This is a genomic window from Microbacterium sp. MMO-20 (genome assembly GCF_037147735.1).
Lineage (GTDB): Bacteria > Actinomycetota > Actinomycetes > Actinomycetales > Microbacteriaceae > Microbacterium.
This window is the reverse complement of the sequence record NZ_JBBCUU010000003.1, coordinates 122998-140052: the sequence shown is the minus strand read 5'-3', so window position 1 is coordinate 140052 and position 17055 is coordinate 122998. Positions and strand designations below refer to the sequence as shown.

Here is a 17055-nt window from a genome sequence, read left to right as displayed (position 1 = left end):
CGGGCCGACGTCGTCCCCACGGCAGCAAGATCATTGAGGACGGTAGGTATGGCACCGAGCCCCCGTCGTGAATCGACGTCCACGTCGCCCGGAAGCTTTCCCGCAAAGCAGGGCATGTACAACCCCGCTTTCGAGAAGGATGCGTGCGGACTGGCGATGGTCGCCACGCTCCGCGGCGAGCCCGGGCACGACATCGTGTCTCTCGCCCTGGAGGCGCTGCGCAATCTCGAGCACCGCGGCGCGATCGGTTCGGACGCGGGTACCGGCGACGGCGCCGGCATCCTCACGCAGATGCCGGATGCCTTCCTGCGTGCGGTCGTGGACTTCGACCTCCCGCCCGTCTGCGAGTACGCGGCGGGCCTGGCGTTCCTTCCGGTGGACGAGGAGGCCCGCGCGGCCGTCAAGGCCGGGGTCGCGCACATCGCGGCCTCCGAAGGTCTGACCGTCCTGGGCTGGCGCGTCGTGCCGACCGATGACACGCACCTCGGCAAGCTCGCGCATGCCGCTCAGCCGGCCTTCGAGCAGCTTTTCGTCTCACGTCCCGCCGTCGGCGATGCGCCCGCACTGTCGGGGATCGACCTCGATCGTCGGGTCTTCCGACTGCGCAAGCGCGCCCGCCGCGAGCACGACGCGTACTTCGTGTCGCTGAGCTCGCGGACGCTCGGCTACAAGGGCATGGTCACGACGCTTCAGCTGGAGCCGTTCTACCCCGACCTCTCCGACGAGCGCTTCGCTTCGGAACTCGCCGTCGTGCACTCGCGGTACTCGACCAACACGTTCCCGTCGTGGCCGCTCGCGCAGCCCCTGCGCATGCTCGCGCACAACGGTGAGATCAACACCGTCGGCGCGAACCGCAACTGGATGCGCGCGCGGCAGTCGCAGCTCGAGTCCGAGCTCATCGGCGACATCCGTCCGCTCCTGCCGATCTGCACCGAGGGAGCGAGCGACTCGGCATCCTTCGACGAGGTCCTCGAGCTTCTCACCCTCACCGGCCGCAGCCTCCCGCACGCCATCATGATGATGGTCCCGGAGGCGTACGAGAAGCAGGCCGACATCGCGCCGGACCTGCGCGCGTTCTACGAATACCACTCGATGCAGATGGAGCCGTGGGACGGCCCCGCCGCGCTCATCTTCACGGACGGCACGCTCGTCGGTGCGACGCTCGACCGCAACGGACTGCGCCCTGGGCGCTGGACCGAGACGACCGACGGCATCGTCGTCATCGGCTCGGAGACGGGCGTGCTCGACTTCGCTCCGGAGCGCATCAAGCGCCGCGGGCGGCTGCGCCCGGGGCGCATGTTCCTCGTCGACACGGCGCAGCGTCGGATCATCGAGGACGACGAGGTCAAGCGCGACCTCGCGACCCTCGAGCCCTGGCAGGAGTGGCTGGATGCCGGTCGCGTGCGCCTCAAGGATCTTCCCGAGCGCGAGCACATCGTGCACCCGATCGCGTCGATCACGCGTCGCCAGCGCACCTTCGGGTACACGGAGGAGGAGGTCCGCATCCTCCTCACCCCGATGGGACAGAACGGCGCCGAGCCCCTCGGTGCGATGGGCTCGGACGCGCCGATCGCCGTCCTGAGCGAGCGCCCGCGCCTCCTGTTCGACTACTTCGTGCAGCAGTTCGCGCAGGTGACCAACCCGCCGCTCGACTCGATCCGCGAAGAAGTCGTGACATCCCTGGCCCTCGGCCTGGGCCCGGAGCGGAACCTGCTGGAATGGGGACCGGAGCACACCCGCACGATCACACTCGACTTCCCCGTGATCGACAACGACGAGCTCGCGAAGCTCCAGAACATCGACAAGGCGCTGCCGGGTCGTCGCTCCGTCACGGTGCGGGGGCTCTACCACTTCGACAAGGGCCCCGACGCCCTCGAGAATCGCCTCGACGAGATGTGCGCCGAAGTGGATGCCGCGATCGCGCAGGGCGCCGAGTTCATCATCCTGAGCGATCGTGACTCGAACAAGGACCTCGTCCCGATTCCGTCCCTGCTCATGCTCTCCGCGGTGCACCACCACCTCATCCGCCAGGAGAACCGGATGAAGGTCGGACTCGTGGTCGAGGCGGGCGACGTGCGCGAAGTGCACCACGTCGCGACCCTCATCGGCTACGGCGCCTCGGCGATCAACCCGTACCTCGCGATGGAGACCGTCGAGTACCTCGTGCGCGCGGGCTTCATCACCGGTGTGACACCCGAGAAGGCGGTGCGCAACCTCATCTACGCGCTCGGCAAGGGCGTGCTCAAGATCATGTCGAAGATGGGCATCTCGACGGTGTCGTCGTACGCGGGCTCGCAGGTGTTCGAGGCGGTCGGCCTGTCCGACGCATTCGTCGAGAAGTACTTCACGGGCACCGAGACGAAGCTCGGCGGCATCGGCATCCGTGAGATCGCCGCGGAGAACCAGGCGCGCCACGATTACGCCTATCCCGAGGACGGTGCCGCGCGCGCCCACGAGCGTCTCTGGACCGGCGGCGAGTACCAGTGGCGTCGTGACGGTGCGCCGCACCTGTTCACGCCCGACACGGTGTTCCGCCTGCAGCACGCCACGCGCGCCCGCCGGTACGACATCTTCCGCGAGTACACGAAGCTCATCGACGACCAGGCGGCGGAGCTGAAGACGCTCCGCGGCATGTTCCGACTCAAGACCGGCGAGCGCCCGCCCGTGCCGATCGACGAGGTCGAGCCGGTCGAGTCGATCGTGAAGCGATTCTCGACGGGTGCGATGAGTTACGGCTCGATCTCGAAGGAGGCGCACGAGACCCTCGCGATCGCCATGAACTCGATCGGCGCGAAGTCGAACACGGGCGAGGGCGGCGAGGACGTAGAGCGGTTGCTCGACCCCGAGCGACGCAGCGCCATCAAGCAGGTGGCATCCGGCCGCTTTGGCGTGACGAGCATGTACCTGACGCACGCGGACGACATCCAGATCAAGCTCGCCCAGGGCGCGAAGCCCGGCGAGGGCGGACAGCTGCCTCCCGGCAAGGTGTACCCCTGGATCGCACGGACGCGCGGCGGCACGCCCGGCGTCGGCCTCATCTCGCCGCCGCCGCACCACGACATCTATTCGATCGAGGACCTCAAGCAGCTGATCTTCGATCTGAAGCGCGCGAACCCGGCGGCCCGCGTGCACGTGAAGCTCGTCAGTCAGTCGGGCATCGGTGCGGTCGCCGCGGGGACGGCGAAGGCCCTCGCCGACGTCATCCTCGTCTCCGGCCATGACGGCGGCACGGGGGCGAGCCCTCTGAACTCGCTCAAGCACGCCGGCACGCCGTGGGAGCTGGGGCTTGCCGAGACGCAGCAGACGCTCATGCTCAACGACATGCGCGACCGCGTCGTCGTGCAGGCCGACGGCCAGCTCAAGACGGGGCGTGACGTCATCGTCGCGGCGCTGCTCGGAGCCGAGGAGTTCGGTTTCGCGACGACCGCGCTCGTCGTCGAGGGCTGCATCATGATGCGCGTCTGCCACCTCGACACGTGCCCGGTGGGCGTTGCGACCCAGAACCCCGTTCTGCGCAGCCGCTTCACCGGCAAGCCGGAGTTCGTCGTCAACTTCATGCAGTTCCTCGCACAGGAGGTGCGCGAGTACCTCGCCGAGCTCGGCTTCCGCTCGCTCGACGAGGCGATCGGTCGCAACGATCTGCTCGACGTGAACGGCGCGATCGAGCACTGGAAGGCATCCGGCCTCGACCTCACACCGATCCTCGATGGGCCCGCGTTCGCCGAGGACGCCCCGCGTCGTCACGCACGCGAGCAGGACCACGAGCTCGAGAAGCACTTCGACGTACAGCTGATCGAGCAGGCTCAGGACGTCATCGCCCACGGCGGTCACTTCGAGATCTCCCTGCCCATTCGCAACACCGAGCGCGCCGTCGGCACCATGCTCGGCAACCGCGTCACCCTCGCGCACGGCGAGCACGGGCTGCCCGCCGGGACGATCGAAGTCAACCTCGCCGGTTCGGCGGGGCAGTCGTTCGGCGCGTTCCTTCCGGCCGGGATCACGCTGCGGCTGGAAGGAGACTCGAACGACTATGTCGGCAAGGGTCTCTCCGGCGGACAGATCGTCGTCCGGCCGCCGCGGGATGCCTCCTTCGATGCCTCCCGCAACGTCATCGCCGGAAACGTGATCGGCTACGGCGCGACCCAGGGCACCCTGTTCCTGCGCGGCGTCGTGGGGGAGCGGTTCCTCGTGCGCAACTCCGGTGCAACGGCGGTCGTGGAGGGTGTAGGCGACCACGCACTCGAGTACATGACCGGCGGTCTCGCTGTGATCCTCGGGCCCACGGGGCGCAACCTCGGCGCGGGCATGTCCGGCGGCGCAGCCTACGTCTACAAGCTCGATCGCGACCTCGTCAACCGCGAGGCCCTCGCCTCGGGAGAGCTCGAGCTGCTCGAACTCGGCTCCGGCGACGTCGAGATGCTGCGCGACCTTCTCGAGCGCCACGTCGCCGAGACCGGATCGACGCTCGCCGCGTCCCTGCTGGACGACTTCGAGGCGGAAGCCGACAACTTCGTCCGCGTGATGCCGCGCGACTACGCCGCGGTGCTCAAGACCCGTACCGATGCCGTCGCCGAGGGGCTCGACCCCGACGGCGACGTCGTCTGGACCCGCATCCTGGAGGTGACCGGTGGCTGACCCGAAGGGCTTCCTGAAGAACACCGAGCGTGAGCTCCCGGCGCGCCGGCCGGTTCCCGTGCGCATCATGGACTGGAAAGAGGTGTACGAGCCGGGCGACTCGGCCGTACTCCGTCGTCAGGCAGGACGCTGCATGGACTGCGGCATCCCGTTCTGTCACCAGGGATGCCCCCTGGGCAACCTCATCCCGGAGTGGAACGACCTCATGTGGCGCGGCGAGGGTCGCGCCGCGATCGAACGCCTGCACGCGACGAACAACTTCCCCGAGTTCACGGGGCGGCTGTGCCCCGCGCCCTGCGAGTCGTCGTGCGTGCTGGGGATCAACCAGCCCGCCGTCACGATCAAGCAGATCGAGGTCACGACGATCGATGACGCCTTCGCGAACGGCTGGGTCGAGGCGGAGCCGCCGGCGCGTCTGACCGGCAAGACCGTCGCGGTCGTGGGATCGGGTCCCGCCGGCCTCGCCGCCGCACAGCAGCTGACGCGCGCGGGCCACACGGTCGCCGTCTTCGAGCGCGACGACCGCATCGGGGGACTTCTGCGTTACGGGATCCCCGACTTCAAGATGGAGAAGCGCCACCTCGAGGCACGACTGCGCCAGATGCAGGACGAAGGCACGCGCTTCCGCGCGGGCGTGGAGATCGGAGTCGACATCACGTGGGCGGACCTGCGCGCGCGGTACGACGCCGTGGTGATCGCCACCGGCGCCACGGTGCCCCGCGAGCTCGCCATCCCGGGCCGCGACCTCGAGGGCGTGCACTTCGCGATGGAGTACCTCATCGAGTCGAACAAGGCTGTCGCGGGTGACCAGGTGCCGCAGCAGATCCACGCCGAGGGCAAGCACGTCATCGTCATCGGCGGCGGCGACACCGGCGCCGACTGCATCGGCACGGCGCACCGACAGGGCGCGCTGAGCGTGACCAACCTCGCGATCGGCAAGCAGCCGCCTGCGGCGCGGCCCGACCACCAGCCGTGGCCCACCATGCCGACCCTCTTCGAGGTGTCCTCGGCGCACGAGGAGGGCGGCGAGCGGACATACCTCGCATCGACCGTCGAGTTCCTCGGCAACGAGGCGGGCGAAGTCCGGGCGCTCCGGCTCGCGGAGACGGAGTATCTGGCGGACGGCCGACGCGTGCCGAAGAGCGGCACCGAGCGGGAGATCCCCGCCGATCTCGTCCTCATCGCGATGGGGTTCACCGGCCCGGAGCGCAGCGCGCTCGAGGACCAGCTGGGTACCGTGTTCACGGGCCGCGGCAACGTCGAGCGCGGTGACGACTACCAGTCGACCGCACCCGGCGTGTTCGTGGCCGGCGACGCCGGTCGCGGCCAGTCCCTGATCGTCTGGGCGATCGCCGAGGGACGGGCCGCGGCGGCCGCCGTGGACGAGTACCTCATGGGGCGGACGGCCCTGCCGTCTCCGGTGCGCCCGACCGACGTCGCCATCGGCCTGCAGCCCGCGTAGGCTGAGGTCAACCCCCGAAAACCGAAGACAGACCGGAGATCAGTCAGTGAGACGCGCGAAGATCGTCGCCACCCTGGGCCCCGCCACCGAGTCGTACGAGATGATCCGCGCGATCATCGATGCCGGCGTCGACGTGGCCCGCATGAACCTGAGCCACGGCTCCTACGCCGAGCACGAGGTCCGCTTCGCCAATGTGCGCAAGGCCGCGGAGGACGCCGGCCGCGCCGTCGCGATCCTCGTCGACCTGCAGGGTCCGAAGATTCGCCTCGGAAAGTTCAGCGACGGCCCGCACGACCTCGCCGTGGGCGACATCCTGCGGATCACCACCGACGACGTCGTGGGCACGCGCGACCTCGTGGGCACGACGTTCAAGGGCCTCGCCGACGACGTCAAGCCCGGCGATTTCCTCCTGATCGACGACGGCAAGGTGCGCGTCCAGGTCGAGAGCGTGGACGGGCCGGTCGTCACGACCCGCACCGTCGTCGCCGGCACGGTGTCCAACAACAAGGGCATCAACCTGCCCGGTGTCGCCGTGAGCGTCCCCGCCCTCTCCGAGAAGGACGAGGAGGACCTCCGCTGGGGTCTGAAGGCCGGCGCCGACCTCATCGCCCTCTCGTTCGTCCGGGATGCCGCGGACATCAGCCGCGTGCACGAGATCATGGCGGAGGAGGGGCGCAAGATCCCCGTCATCGCGAAGATCGAGAAGCCGCAGGCCGTCGACAACCTCGAGGAGATCATCGACGCGTTCGACGGCATCATGGTCGCGCGCGGCGACCTCGCTGTCGAGCTGCCCCTCGAGGCGGTTCCCGTGGTGCAGAAGCGCGCTGTCGAGATGTGCCGACGCATGGCCAAGCCCGTCATCGTCGCGACGCAGATGCTCGAGTCGATGACCCACGCCCCGGTGCCCACGCGCGCCGAGGCATCCGACGTCGCCAACGCCGTTCTCGACGGCGCCGACGCGGTCATGCTGTCCGGGGAGACGAGCGTCGGCGACTACCCGGTCGTCACGGTGCAGACGATGGCGCGCATCGTCGAGTCGACCGAGGAGCACGGCCTCGAGCGCATTCGTCCGTTCAACGCCAAGCCGCGCACCCAGGGCGGTGTCATGACCCTCGCGGCCAACGAGGTCGCGGAGTTCATCGAGGCGAAGTACATCGCGATCTTCACCGAGTCGGGCGACACGGCGCGACGCATGTCGCGGCTTCGCCCGGGGATCCCCATGATGGCATTCGCCGTCGACCCGGCGATCCGTCGCCGGATGGCGCTCACATGGGGCGTGCAGTCGACCCTGGTCGAGCACGTCGCCCACACCGACCTCATGTTCATCCAGGTGGACGAGTTCTTCCTCGGCAAGGGTCTCGCGAAAGAAGGGGACAAGGTCGTGGTCATCTCCGGGTCCCCTCCCGGCATCATCGGCGGCACGAACGACATCCGGGTCCACCGGATCGGCGACGCTGTGCACGGCAACGCGCCGATCTACCAGGCCGAGAAGTAGGCCGGAGGCGCGGAGAGGGCGGATGCCCGGGGGAGAGCCCCGGGCATCCGCCCTTCGTCGTGCCGGTGGTGGGAGTCGAACCCACACGTCCGAAGACAACCGAGTTTGAGTCGGTCGCGTCTGCCATTCCGCCACACCGGCGCACGCGCATTCGACACTATCGCAGGTGCGCCCTTCTCCTGGCTCTAGGATGGACGAGTGACTGAGCAGGAATTGACCCCCGCCTCGAACCCGACCTCCCCGCGCCGCGTCGTCGTCGCCGAGGACGAGTCGCTGATCCGCCTCGACATCGTGGAGATCCTCCGCGACAACGGCTTCGATGTGGTCGGTGAGGCTGGCGACGGCGAGACCGCTGTTCAGCTCGCCACGGAGCTGCGCCCCGACCTGGTCATCATGGACGTGAAGATGCCCGTCCTCGACGGCATCTCCGCCGCGGAGAAGCTCAGCAAGAATCACGTCGCGCCTGTCGTGCTCCTGACTGCGTTCAGTCAGAAGGAACTCGTGGAGCGCGCGAGTGAGGCCGGCGCCCTCGCGTACGTCGTCAAGCCGTTCACGCCCAACGATCTGCTGCCCGCGATCGAGATCGCTCTCGCCCGCTACGAGCAGATCATCACGCTCGAGGCCGAGGTCGCCGATATGGTCGAGCGCTTCGAGACCCGCAAGCTCGTGGACCGCGCGAAGGGCCTCCTCAACGAGAAGATGGGCCTGTCCGAGCCCGAGGCGTTCCGGTGGATCCAGAAGGCATCCATGGATCGCCGTCTGACGATGCAGGACGTCGCCAAGGCGATCATCGAGCAGCTGTCGCCGAAGAAGGCCTGACCACCGCTCGGAGGATGCCGAGCAGGGGATGCCGAGCGGGGGGATGCCGCGTCAGAGGTCCTTGATCATGTTCGTGATCCGGATCGTCGAGCAGCGGCGTCCCTGATCGTCCGTCACGACGATTTCGTGCACCGTCAGCGAGCGGCCGAGGTGGATGGGCGTGCAGACGCCCGTCACGATGCCGCTCGTCGCCGAACGGGTATGGGTGGCGTTGATGTCGATGCCCACAGCGAGGCGGTCGGGCCCCGCGTGCAGGTTCGCCGCCATCGACCCGAGCGATTCGCCGAGGACGACGTACGCGCCGCCGTGCACGAGCCCCACGGGCTGCGTGTTGCCCTCCACCGGCATCGTCGCCACGGCGCGCTCGATCGAGAACTCGACGAACTCTATCCCCATCCTCTCGGCCAACGCGCCCATTCCGCGTCTGCTCACCCATTCGAGGCCGTCGGGGCATTCGAGGCCATCGGGGCATTCGAGGCCGTCGGGGCATTCGAGGCCATCGGGGGTCTGCGGCGTACGCTCAGCGGTCATCGTCCACCTTCGGATGCGATCGGATGCGGAGAAGTCGGTGTCGCACCCCGCGTCTAGGCTGGCAGGGTGACGGACTCCTCGAAGCCTACTCTTCTCGTCGTCGACGGCCATTCGCTCGCGTACCGCGCCTTCTTCGCACTCCCGGTCGACAACTTCTCCACGAAGGACGGGCAGCACACGAACGGGATCTACGGCTTCCTGTCGATGTTCGTGAACCTCGTGAAGGCGGAGCAGCCGACGCATCTCGCGGTCGCGTTCGACACATCGCGGCATTCTTTCCGCACCGACGAGTACCCCGAGTACAAGGCCAACCGCTCGGAGTCGCCGGCCGAGTTCAAGGGCCAGATCCCGCTCCTGCAGGAGTGCCTTGCTGCGATGAACGTCCCCGTCCTCACGAAGGACGGCATCGAGGCTGACGACATCCTCGCCACCCTTGCGACCGAGGGCGCCGCGCAGGGGTTCGAGGTTCTCGTCTGCTCCGGCGATCGCGACACCATCCAGCTCGTCACCGACGACGTGACGCTGCTCTACCCGAGCGTGCAGGGCGTCTCGCAACTCAAGCGGTACACGCCGGACGCGGTCGTCGAGAAGTACGGCCTGGCCCCCGCGAACTATCCCGACATCGCGGCTCTCGTCGGCGAGACGAGCGACAACCTGCCGGGTGTGCCCAAGGTGGGGGAGAAGACCGCCGTCAAGTGGCTCACGCAGTGGGGAAGCCTCGATGCGCTCCTTGCGAACGCCGACAAGATCACGGGCGTCGTCGGTGGCAACCTTCGGGACCACCTCGACGACGTGCGCCGCAACCGGCAGCTCAACGCGCTCCTGCGCGATGTCGAACTGCCCGTGGGGCCGGCCGACCTCGCACTGCAGCCGATCGATGCGCAGGCGGTGCGCGACATCTTCGCCCGGCTCGAGTTCCGTACGCTGCTGCCGCGCGTGTTCGAGGCCATGGCGACGGATGCCGAGGACATCGCCGCGGCATCCGCTCCCGCGGTCGTGGCTCCGGTGCCCGCCGAACTCGACGGCCCGGCCTTGGCCGCATGGCTCGACGCGCACACCGGCGAGCTGGCCCTGCACCTGACGGTCGAGGGCGGGCTGCCCGCCCGCATCGGCGTGGCCGGGACCACGGAAGCCGCGGAGGCCAGCTGGACGGACGATGTCGCTGCGAGCCTACGACCGTGGCTCGAAGGCGACAGCGCCAAGATCGTCACCGACGCGAAGCCGCAGATCAAGGCCCTGCGCCGCGCGGGGGTGCGCCTCGGTGGTCTCGCTTTCGATCCGATCCTCGCCGGTTGGCTGCTGCGCCCGAGCTTCCCCGACAAGGGCCTCGGTGATCTCGTCGATCGCTACCTCGACGAGAAGCTGCCCGAGGCCGACCCCACCCAGCTCGTCCCCGAGACCGAGGGCGCGACGCCCGCTCAGCTCGCGTGGTTCGCGGTGCGGGTGAGCGCGCGGATCCGTGAGGAGATGCCCGCCTCCGTGGCATCCGTGCTCACCGACATCGAGCTGCCGACGCTCGACACTCTCGCCGACATGGAGCTCGCGGGCGTCGCGATCTCGCACGCGAAGCTCTCCGAGTTCTCCGGCGAACTCGCCGCCCGCGCCGACGACATCGCGCAGCGCGCCTACGCCGAGATCGATCGCGAGGTGAACCTCGGCTCGCCCAAGCAGTTGCAGGAGGTGCTCTTCGAGCAGCTCCAGCTGCCGAAGACGCGGAAGACGAAGACCGGCTACTCGACGGATGCCGCCGTGCTCGCGGACCTGCAGGAGTCGAACCCCCACCCCTTCCTCGACCTCCTCCTGCAACATCGCGAGGCGACGAAGCTGCGCCAGATCATCGAATCGCTCGACGTGTCGATCGGTCCCGACGGACGCACGCGCACGACGTACCTGCAGACGGGCAGCCAGACGGGGCGCCTGTCGAGCACCGACCCCAACCTGCAGAACATCCCCATCCGCAATGAGGAGTCGCACCGCATCCGCGCGGCGTTCGAAGTGGGCTCGGGGTACGACACGCTCCTCACGGCCGACTACTCGCAGATCGAAATGCGCATCATGGCGCACCTCTCCGGCGACGCCGGCCTCGTCGAAGCCTTCAACTCGGGAGAGGACCTGCACCGATTCGTCGGCGCGCGGGTCTTCGGCGTCGAGCCCGCCGACGTGACCCCCGCGATGCGCACCAAGGTCAAGGCGATGAGCTACGGGCTCGTCTACGGGCTCTCCGCTTTCGGGCTGTCGAAGCAGTTGCGCATCGACCAGTCCGAGGCCAAGCAGCTCATGATGGAGTATTTCGCGCGGTTCGGAGCCGTTCGCGACTACCTGCGCGAGTCGGTGCAGCAGGCGCGGGTCGACGGCTACACCGAGACGATCTTCGGTCGCCGGCGACCGTTCCCCGACCTTGCCAGTCCGAACCGCGTCTTGCGCGAGAACGCGGAACGTGCGGCGCTGAATGCCCCGATCCAGGGGTCGGCGGCCGACATCATGAAGATCGCCCTGTTCCACATCCACGATCAGCTGCGCGCAGAGGGGCTGCGTTCGCGCGTGCTGCTGCAGATCCACGATGAGCTCGTCGTCGAGGTGGCGCCGGGGGAGTGGGACGCCGTCGAAGAGATCGTCACGCAGCGGATGGGGGATGCCGCGGACCTCACCGTGCCGCTCGATGTGCAGATCGGGCGTGGGCCCGATTGGGACGTCGCCGGGCATTGATGGCAGCCGCGCGTCCGGGAACCCGGTCCCGCGGCCCGTGGGATTAGGCTCGAGGGATGACTGACGCACAGCGAACCCCGTCGCCGATCGATCAGATCGCAGAGGCATGGGTCGACACGATCGCCGAGCTCTCTCCATCGACGGCGACGTACATCGGCCGCAGCGAGCACAACCGACGCCTGGACGATCTCTCGCTCGCTGGCCACGAGGCCCGGCGCGCCGCCGCGGCGGCGACGCTGGAGGCCATCGAGGCGACCGAGGCGATCGACGATGTGGACACCGTCACTCGCGCCGACCTCTCCGCGGAGCTTCGTCTGCAGCTGGCCCTCCACGAGGCCGGCGCGCACCTGCGCGACGTCAACGTGATCGCGTCCCCGGCGCAGGACGTCCGAAGCGTCTTCGACCTCATGCCCACGGACACGGTGGAGGACTGGGACGTCATCTCCGACCGCCTCCGTGGTGTGCCGGTCGCGCTCAGCGGCTACGTGCAGACGCTGCGCGAGGGCATCCGGACGGGTGTCGTGCCCGCGCGTCGACAGGTGCGCGAAGTCATCACGCAGATTGCGCGCTACACGGCCGACAACGGCTTCTTCGCGGAGTTCGCGCACGAGGCTGCGCCCGCCGAGGGGCATCTGCCGGCATCCCTCGCCCGCGCGCTGTCCGAGCATGCCGGGGCCGCGCGTGTCGCCTACGACGAGCTGGCCGGGTTCTTCCGTGACGAGTTGCTGCCTGCCGCAAGCGAGGAGGACGCCGTCGGCCGCGAACTCTATGCGCTGCATTCCCGCCGCTTCCTGGGAGCGGAGATCGACCTCGACGAGACGTACGAGTGGGGCGTCGCGGAGCTCGCTCGCATGGTCGCCGAGCAGGAGGCGATCGCGGGCGAGATCCTTCCCGGCGCGAGCGTCGAAGAGGCGGTGGCGTTCTTGGAGCAGGACGAGTCCCGCAAGCTCCGCGGTACCGCCGCGCTGCAGGAGTGGATGCAGGCGACGAGCGACCGTGCGGTCGCCGAGCTCGGCGAGACGCACTTCGACATCCCACAGGAGATCCGGCGCCTGGAGTGCATGATCGCCCCGACCAACGAGGGCGGCATCTACTACACGGGACCGACCGACGACTTCTCCCGCCCGGGCCGCATGTGGTGGTCTGTGCCCGAGGGCGTCGATTCCTTCGACACGTGGCGTGAACTCACGACCGTCTATCATGAGGGCGTCCCGGGTCACCACCTGCAGATCGCGCAGGCCGTCTACAACCGCGCTGAGCTCAACTCGTGGCGGCGCCTGCTCGCCGGATCGAGCGGGCATGCCGAGGGGTGGGCGCTGTATGCGGAGCGCCTCATGGAGCAGCTCGGCTATCTCGACGACCCCGCCGATCGGCTCGGCATGCTGGACGGCCAGCGGATGCGCGCTGCGCGCGTCGTCCTCGATATCGGCGTGCACCTGGGCAAGCCGCGACTCGATGGCGAAGGCACGTGGGACGCGGAGTACGCGCTCGAGTTCATGCGGCGAAACGTCAACATGTCGGACGAGTTCATCCGGTTCGAAGTGAACCGCTACCTCGGCTGGCCGGGTCAGGCGCCGTCATACAAGGTCGGCCAGCGCATCTGGGAGCAGATCCGCGACGATGCCGCGGCCCGCGAGGGCGACGACTTCGACATCAAGCGCTTCCACATGCGCGCGCTGCGCCTCGGTGGCGTGGGCCTCGACACGCTGCGGATGGCGCTGGCCGAGTGACGCGAGGACGCCGGGAATGCGGCATCCTCTCTCGTCGTTCCCATTCACATGCATGAAGTGAAACTGGGTCTGCACACGTTCGGTGACGTCACTCTGAATGACGACGGCACCCGCACCAGCGACGCGCAGACGATTCGCAACATCGTCGACCAGGCCGTGCTGGGTGATGAGCTCGGCCTCGCCTACTTCGGTGTGGGGGAGCATCACCGGCACGAGTTCGCGGTGTCGAGCCCTGAGATCGTGCTCGCTGCCGCCGCGGCACGCACGTCGCAGATCCACCTCGGCACCGCTGTCACCGTCCTCTCCAGCGATGATCCGGTCCGCGCGTACGAGCGTTTTGCAACGCTGGATGCCGTGTCGGGGGGACGCGCGGAGGCCATCGTCGGGCGCGGATCGTTCACGGAGTCGTTCCCGCTGTTCGGCTACGACCTGCGTGACTACGAGGTGCTCTTCGACGAGAAGCTCGACCTCTTCGCGCGGCTGCGCGACGAGCAGCCTGTGACGTGGGAGGGGACGACACGCGCTGCGCTCGAGGGCGCCGACGTCTACCCGAAGACGGAGAGCGGCTTCCCTGTGTGGGTGGGAGTCGGCGGCACGCCGTCCTCGGTCGTGCGCACCGCGCGATACGGATTCAACCTCATGCTCGCGATCATCGGCGGTGCCCCGGCGCGATTCCGGCCGTTCGTCGACCTCTACCACCGCTCGCTGGAGCAGTTCGGCCGTGACCGGCTGCCGATCGGCGTGCACTCACCCGGGCACATCGCCGACAGTGACGAGCAGGCGTGGGAGGAGCTCTACCCGGCGATGGAGGAGAACCGCAACGCGATCGGTGCCGAACGAGGCTGGCCGCCGTACAGCCGCCTGCAGTTCCAGCACGACGTCGGTCCCGACGGCGCTCTGTTCGCCGGATCTCCTGAAACGGTGGCGCGCAAGATCGCCGCGGCCGTTCGCGCGCTGGGCGTCGATCGGTTCGACCTGAAGTACGCCAACGGCACCATGCCCCACGCGACCCTGATGCGCTCGATCGAGCTCTACGGAACGAGAGTGGCGCCGATGGTGCAGGAGCTGCTGGCGAAGCCTGAGTAGCATTCCCTCATGACGGATGCGAGAGCGCCTGAGCGCGGGAGTGCCCGTGCCGACGCATCGATCGGTAGGCGACTGGACGCGCTTCCCTTCACGCGCGCGCACGTGAAGGTGCTCACCGGCTCCGGGCTCGGCTGGGCACTCGACGCCATGGACGTCGGGCTCATCTCGTTCGTCATCACGGCGCTTATCGCACAGTGGTCCTTGACCGGGGAACAGGCTTCCTGGATCGCATCAGCGGGCTTCGTCGGCATGGCCGTCGGTGCCGGTGTCGGCGGGCTCCTCGCCGACAGGTTCGGACGGCGCTCGGTGTTTGCTGTGACGCTGCTCGTGTACGGCGTCGCGACGGGGGCGAGCGCCCTCGTCGGCGGGTTGGCCGTGCTCATCGCGCTCCGCGTTGTCGTGGGACTGGGACTCGGTGCCGAGCTGCCCGTCGCGAGCACGTACGTCAGCGAACTGGCGCCGGCCCGCATTCGCGGTCGGGTGATCGTCGTCCTCGAGGCGTTCTGGGCCGTGGGTTGGACGGCAGCCGCGCTCATAGGGTATCTCGTCATCCCCGCCGCAGCAGACGGCTGGCGGTGGGCGTTCGCGCTCGGCGCGATCCCCGCGTTCTACGCCCTCATCGTGCGGTGGGGACTGCCGGAATCGCCCCGGTGGCTCGCGCGACGGGGACGCCTCGCGGAGGCCGACCAGGTCGTGGCGCGGTTCGAGGCGAACGCGCTGGGCGCACCCGCACCCGTCACACCGCCGCCGTCACTCCGCCCCGCCGTCTCGGCGGCATCGGCTGAGCGCGAAGAAGCCGCGATGCCGTCGTCCGCTCGGCGACTCGCCGGGCTCTGGACGCGGGAGTTCCGCGTGCGCACGGCTGCGCTCTGGGTCGTCTGGTTCTGCGTCAACTTCGCGTACTACGGCGCCTTCATCTGGATCCCGTCGATCCTCTTCGCGCAGGGGTACGACCTCGTGAAATCCTTCGGCTTCACGCTTGTCATCACGCTCGCGCAGTTGCCCGGATACGCCATCGCAGCGTGGCTCATCGAGGTGTGGGGACGCCGAACGACGCTCTCGACGTTCCTCGCGGGGGCGACGGTGTCCGCTGTGCTCTTCGGCACGGCGTCAGGGGAGGGCGCGATCATCGGCGCCGGCATGGCGCTCTCGTTCTTCACGCTCGGTGCGTGGGGCGCGCTCTACGCCGTGACCCCCGAGAACTATCCGACCTCCATGCGCGCGACGGGGGCCGGGTGGGCCGCGGGTGTCGGACGCATCGCCTCGATCATCGCCCCCCTCACGGTGCCGGGTCTGCTCGCGCTCGGTGGAACCCCGCTGCTGTTCGCGGTGTTCGCCGTGTTCTTCCTCGTTGCGGCGGGAGCGGTATGGGGTCTCGCCGACCCGCGTGGGGCGGCGCTCGACGAGCGGTGACGACGTGACCGTCGACACAGGGCGCGGCGCGTAGGCTCGACAGGTGGCATCCATTCGCTTCGTCGCCATCGGCGACTCGTTCACCGAGGGCGTCGGCGACGAACTCCCCGACGGCACCGTCCGTGGCTGGGCCGATCTCGCCGCCCAGGGCTGGGCGGCCTCGCGCGGAGAGGCGATCGACTACGCCAACCTCGCGATCCGCGGGAAACTCGTCTGGCCGATCGTCGAGCAGCAGCTGGAGCGCGCGCTCGCCCTCCGGCCCACGCACCTGTCCTTCAACGGGGGAGGCAACGACATGCTGCGCCCGCGAACGTCGATCGCTCACATCGCGGACGCGTTCAGCCAAGTGCTGCGCCGGTGCGACGAGGAGGGCGTGCGCCTCATCCTCCTCTCCGGCGCGAACCCGGCGGCGCAGCTGCCGCTGAGCCGCGTCATCCAGCGCCGCGGCGATCTCATGTCGGCGGCCGTCGTGGCACGAATGGGAACGCGACGGGATATCGTCCAGGCGCTGAACTGGCCGGATGCCGAGCTGTCGGACCCGTCGTTCTGGTCGGAGGACCGCCTGCACATGAACAGTCGTGGCCATCATCGGGTGGCCGCGCGGGTGCTGACGGCGCTCGGGGAACGCGTTCCGGATGGGTGGTGGTCGCTCCCGCCGCTTCCCGACGCCGTCCGTCTCGCGCAACGCGACTACGTCCGCGAGCATCTCGGACCGTGGGTGCGCCGCCGACTCACGGGCACATCTTCCGGCGACGGGCGGCAGCCCAAGTTCGGCGGCGAGTGGACCGAGGTCCTGCCCGGCTGAGCTCTGCCACGCTGGCGGCCGCACTGTCAACCCCTTCGCCGAGACCCGAATCCGCCGGCATCATGGTGCGGTACCCCCCCCCCGGGCCATCCATAAGGAGCGTTCTCATGAGCATCGGAGCAGGCATCGCCCTCTTCGTGATCGGCGCGATTCTCGTTTTCGCCGTCAATGTCGACACCACGCAGTTCATCGATCTCGATCTGATCGGCTACATCCTGATGGGCGCGGGAGTGCTGGTCTTCCTCTTGGGGCTGGTGTTCGCCTTCCGTCGCCGCTCCACGGCGCAGGTCACCCGGACGGTCGACCCGGTCGCGGGGGAGCGCGTCACCCGCACCGAGTCCCGTACCTCCGGCGACGCCGAGGTCTGACGCAG

General features: G+C 68.8%; 11 protein-coding genes and 1 tRNA gene. 10 read left to right on the top strand and 2 right to left on the bottom strand.

The features are described 5' to 3' along the window. Nucleotides 1-48: 48 nt before the first annotated feature. From gltB to pyk, 3 genes are read left to right on the top strand one after another with little or no spacing between them, the layout of a single operon-like run. Nucleotides 49-4635 (top strand): glutamate synthase large subunit, encoded by a 4587-nt coding sequence (gltB, locus tag WFI52_RS06640; RefSeq protein WP_336626220.1) that lies wholly within the window; start codon nt 49-51, stop codon nt 4633-4635. Next, nucleotides 4628-6097: a glutamate synthase subunit beta gene (locus WFI52_RS06635; RefSeq protein WP_336626219.1), complete on the top strand. Its 1470-nt coding sequence runs from the start codon at nt 4628-4630 to the stop codon at nt 6095-6097. The genes gltB and WFI52_RS06635 overlap by 8 nt, the downstream gene beginning before the upstream one ends. Nucleotides 6098-6143: 46 nt before the next feature. Beyond that, nucleotides 6144-7592, top strand: a complete 1449-nt coding sequence (pyk, locus tag WFI52_RS06630; protein ID WP_336626218.1) for a pyruvate kinase — start codon at nt 6144-6146, stop codon at nt 7590-7592. 60 nt (nt 7593-7652) lie between these two features. On the opposite strand, the gene WFI52_RS06625 is transcribed toward pyk, so the two are convergent. After that, nucleotides 7653-7733, bottom strand: a tRNA-Leu gene (locus WFI52_RS06625). A 57-nt stretch (nt 7734-7790) separates the two neighbouring features. Between WFI52_RS06625 and WFI52_RS06620 the strand changes: the two genes are divergently transcribed. After that, nucleotides 7791-8411, top strand: a complete 621-nt coding sequence (locus tag WFI52_RS06620; protein ID WP_336626217.1) for an ANTAR domain-containing response regulator — start codon at nt 7791-7793, stop codon at nt 8409-8411. Nucleotides 8412-8462: 51 nt separating this feature from the next. On the opposite strand, the gene WFI52_RS06615 is transcribed toward WFI52_RS06620, so the two are convergent. Then, nucleotides 8463-8828, bottom strand: coding sequence for a hotdog fold thioesterase (locus WFI52_RS06615; RefSeq protein ID WP_336626302.1), 366 nt, complete (start codon nt 8826-8828; stop codon nt 8463-8465). Between the two features lie 180 nt (nt 8829-9008). Between WFI52_RS06615 and polA the strand changes: the two genes are divergently transcribed. The 6 genes from polA to WFI52_RS06585 all read left to right on the top strand — a co-directional run bounded on the left by polA (nt 9009) and on the right by WFI52_RS06585 (nt 17050). Continuing rightward, nucleotides 9009-11648 (top strand): DNA polymerase I, encoded by a 2640-nt coding sequence (gene polA, locus WFI52_RS06610; protein ID WP_336626216.1) that lies wholly within the window; start codon nt 9009-9011, stop codon nt 11646-11648. 56 nt (nt 11649-11704) lie between these two features. Continuing rightward, the gene (locus WFI52_RS06605; protein ID WP_336626215.1) at nt 11705-13378 is read left to right on the top strand and encodes a DUF885 domain-containing protein; all 1674 of its coding nucleotides are present in this window, start codon (nt 11705-11707) and stop codon (nt 13376-13378) included. A 48-nt stretch (nt 13379-13426) separates the two neighbouring features. Beyond that, a complete protein-coding gene (locus tag WFI52_RS06600; RefSeq protein ID WP_336626214.1) occupies nt 13427-14464 on the top strand; it encodes an LLM class flavin-dependent oxidoreductase in 1038 nt (345 codons plus the stop codon). Between the two features lie 9 nt (nt 14465-14473). Beyond that, nucleotides 14474-15877, top strand: coding sequence for an MFS transporter (locus WFI52_RS06595; RefSeq protein WP_336626213.1), 1404 nt, complete (start codon nt 14474-14476; stop codon nt 15875-15877). A gap of 43 nt (nt 15878-15920) precedes the next feature. Next, nucleotides 15921-16682, top strand: a complete 762-nt coding sequence (locus tag WFI52_RS06590; protein WP_336626212.1) for an SGNH/GDSL hydrolase family protein — start codon at nt 15921-15923, stop codon at nt 16680-16682. Nucleotides 16683-16789: 107 nt separating this feature from the next. After that, nucleotides 16790-17050, top strand: coding sequence for a DUF6458 family protein (locus tag WFI52_RS06585; RefSeq protein WP_336626211.1), 261 nt, complete (start codon nt 16790-16792; stop codon nt 17048-17050). The last annotated feature ends 5 nt before the right edge of the window (nt 17051-17055 follow it).

Bases quoted from the DNA above. Each gene is read 5' to 3' on its own strand.
- gltB (WP_336626220.1), top strand. From the start codon at position 49: ATGGCACCGAGCCCCCGTCGTGAATCGACGTCCACGTCGCCCGGAAGC.
- WFI52_RS06595 (WP_336626213.1), top strand. From the start codon at position 14,474: ATGACGGATGCGAGAGCGCCTGAGCGCGGGAGTGCCCGTGCCGACGCA.
- WFI52_RS06585 (WP_336626211.1), top strand. From the start codon at position 16,790: ATGAGCATCGGAGCAGGCATCGCCCTCTTCGTGATCGGCGCGATTCTC.
- WFI52_RS06615 (WP_336626302.1), bottom strand. From the start codon at position 8,828: ATGGGCGCGTTGGCCGAGAGGATGGGGATAGAGTTCGTCGAGTTCTCG.
- WFI52_RS06605 (WP_336626215.1), top strand. From the start codon at position 11,705: ATGACTGACGCACAGCGAACCCCGTCGCCGATCGATCAGATCGCAGAG.
- WFI52_RS06600 (WP_336626214.1), top strand. From the start codon at position 13,427: ATGCATGAAGTGAAACTGGGTCTGCACACGTTCGGTGACGTCACTCTG.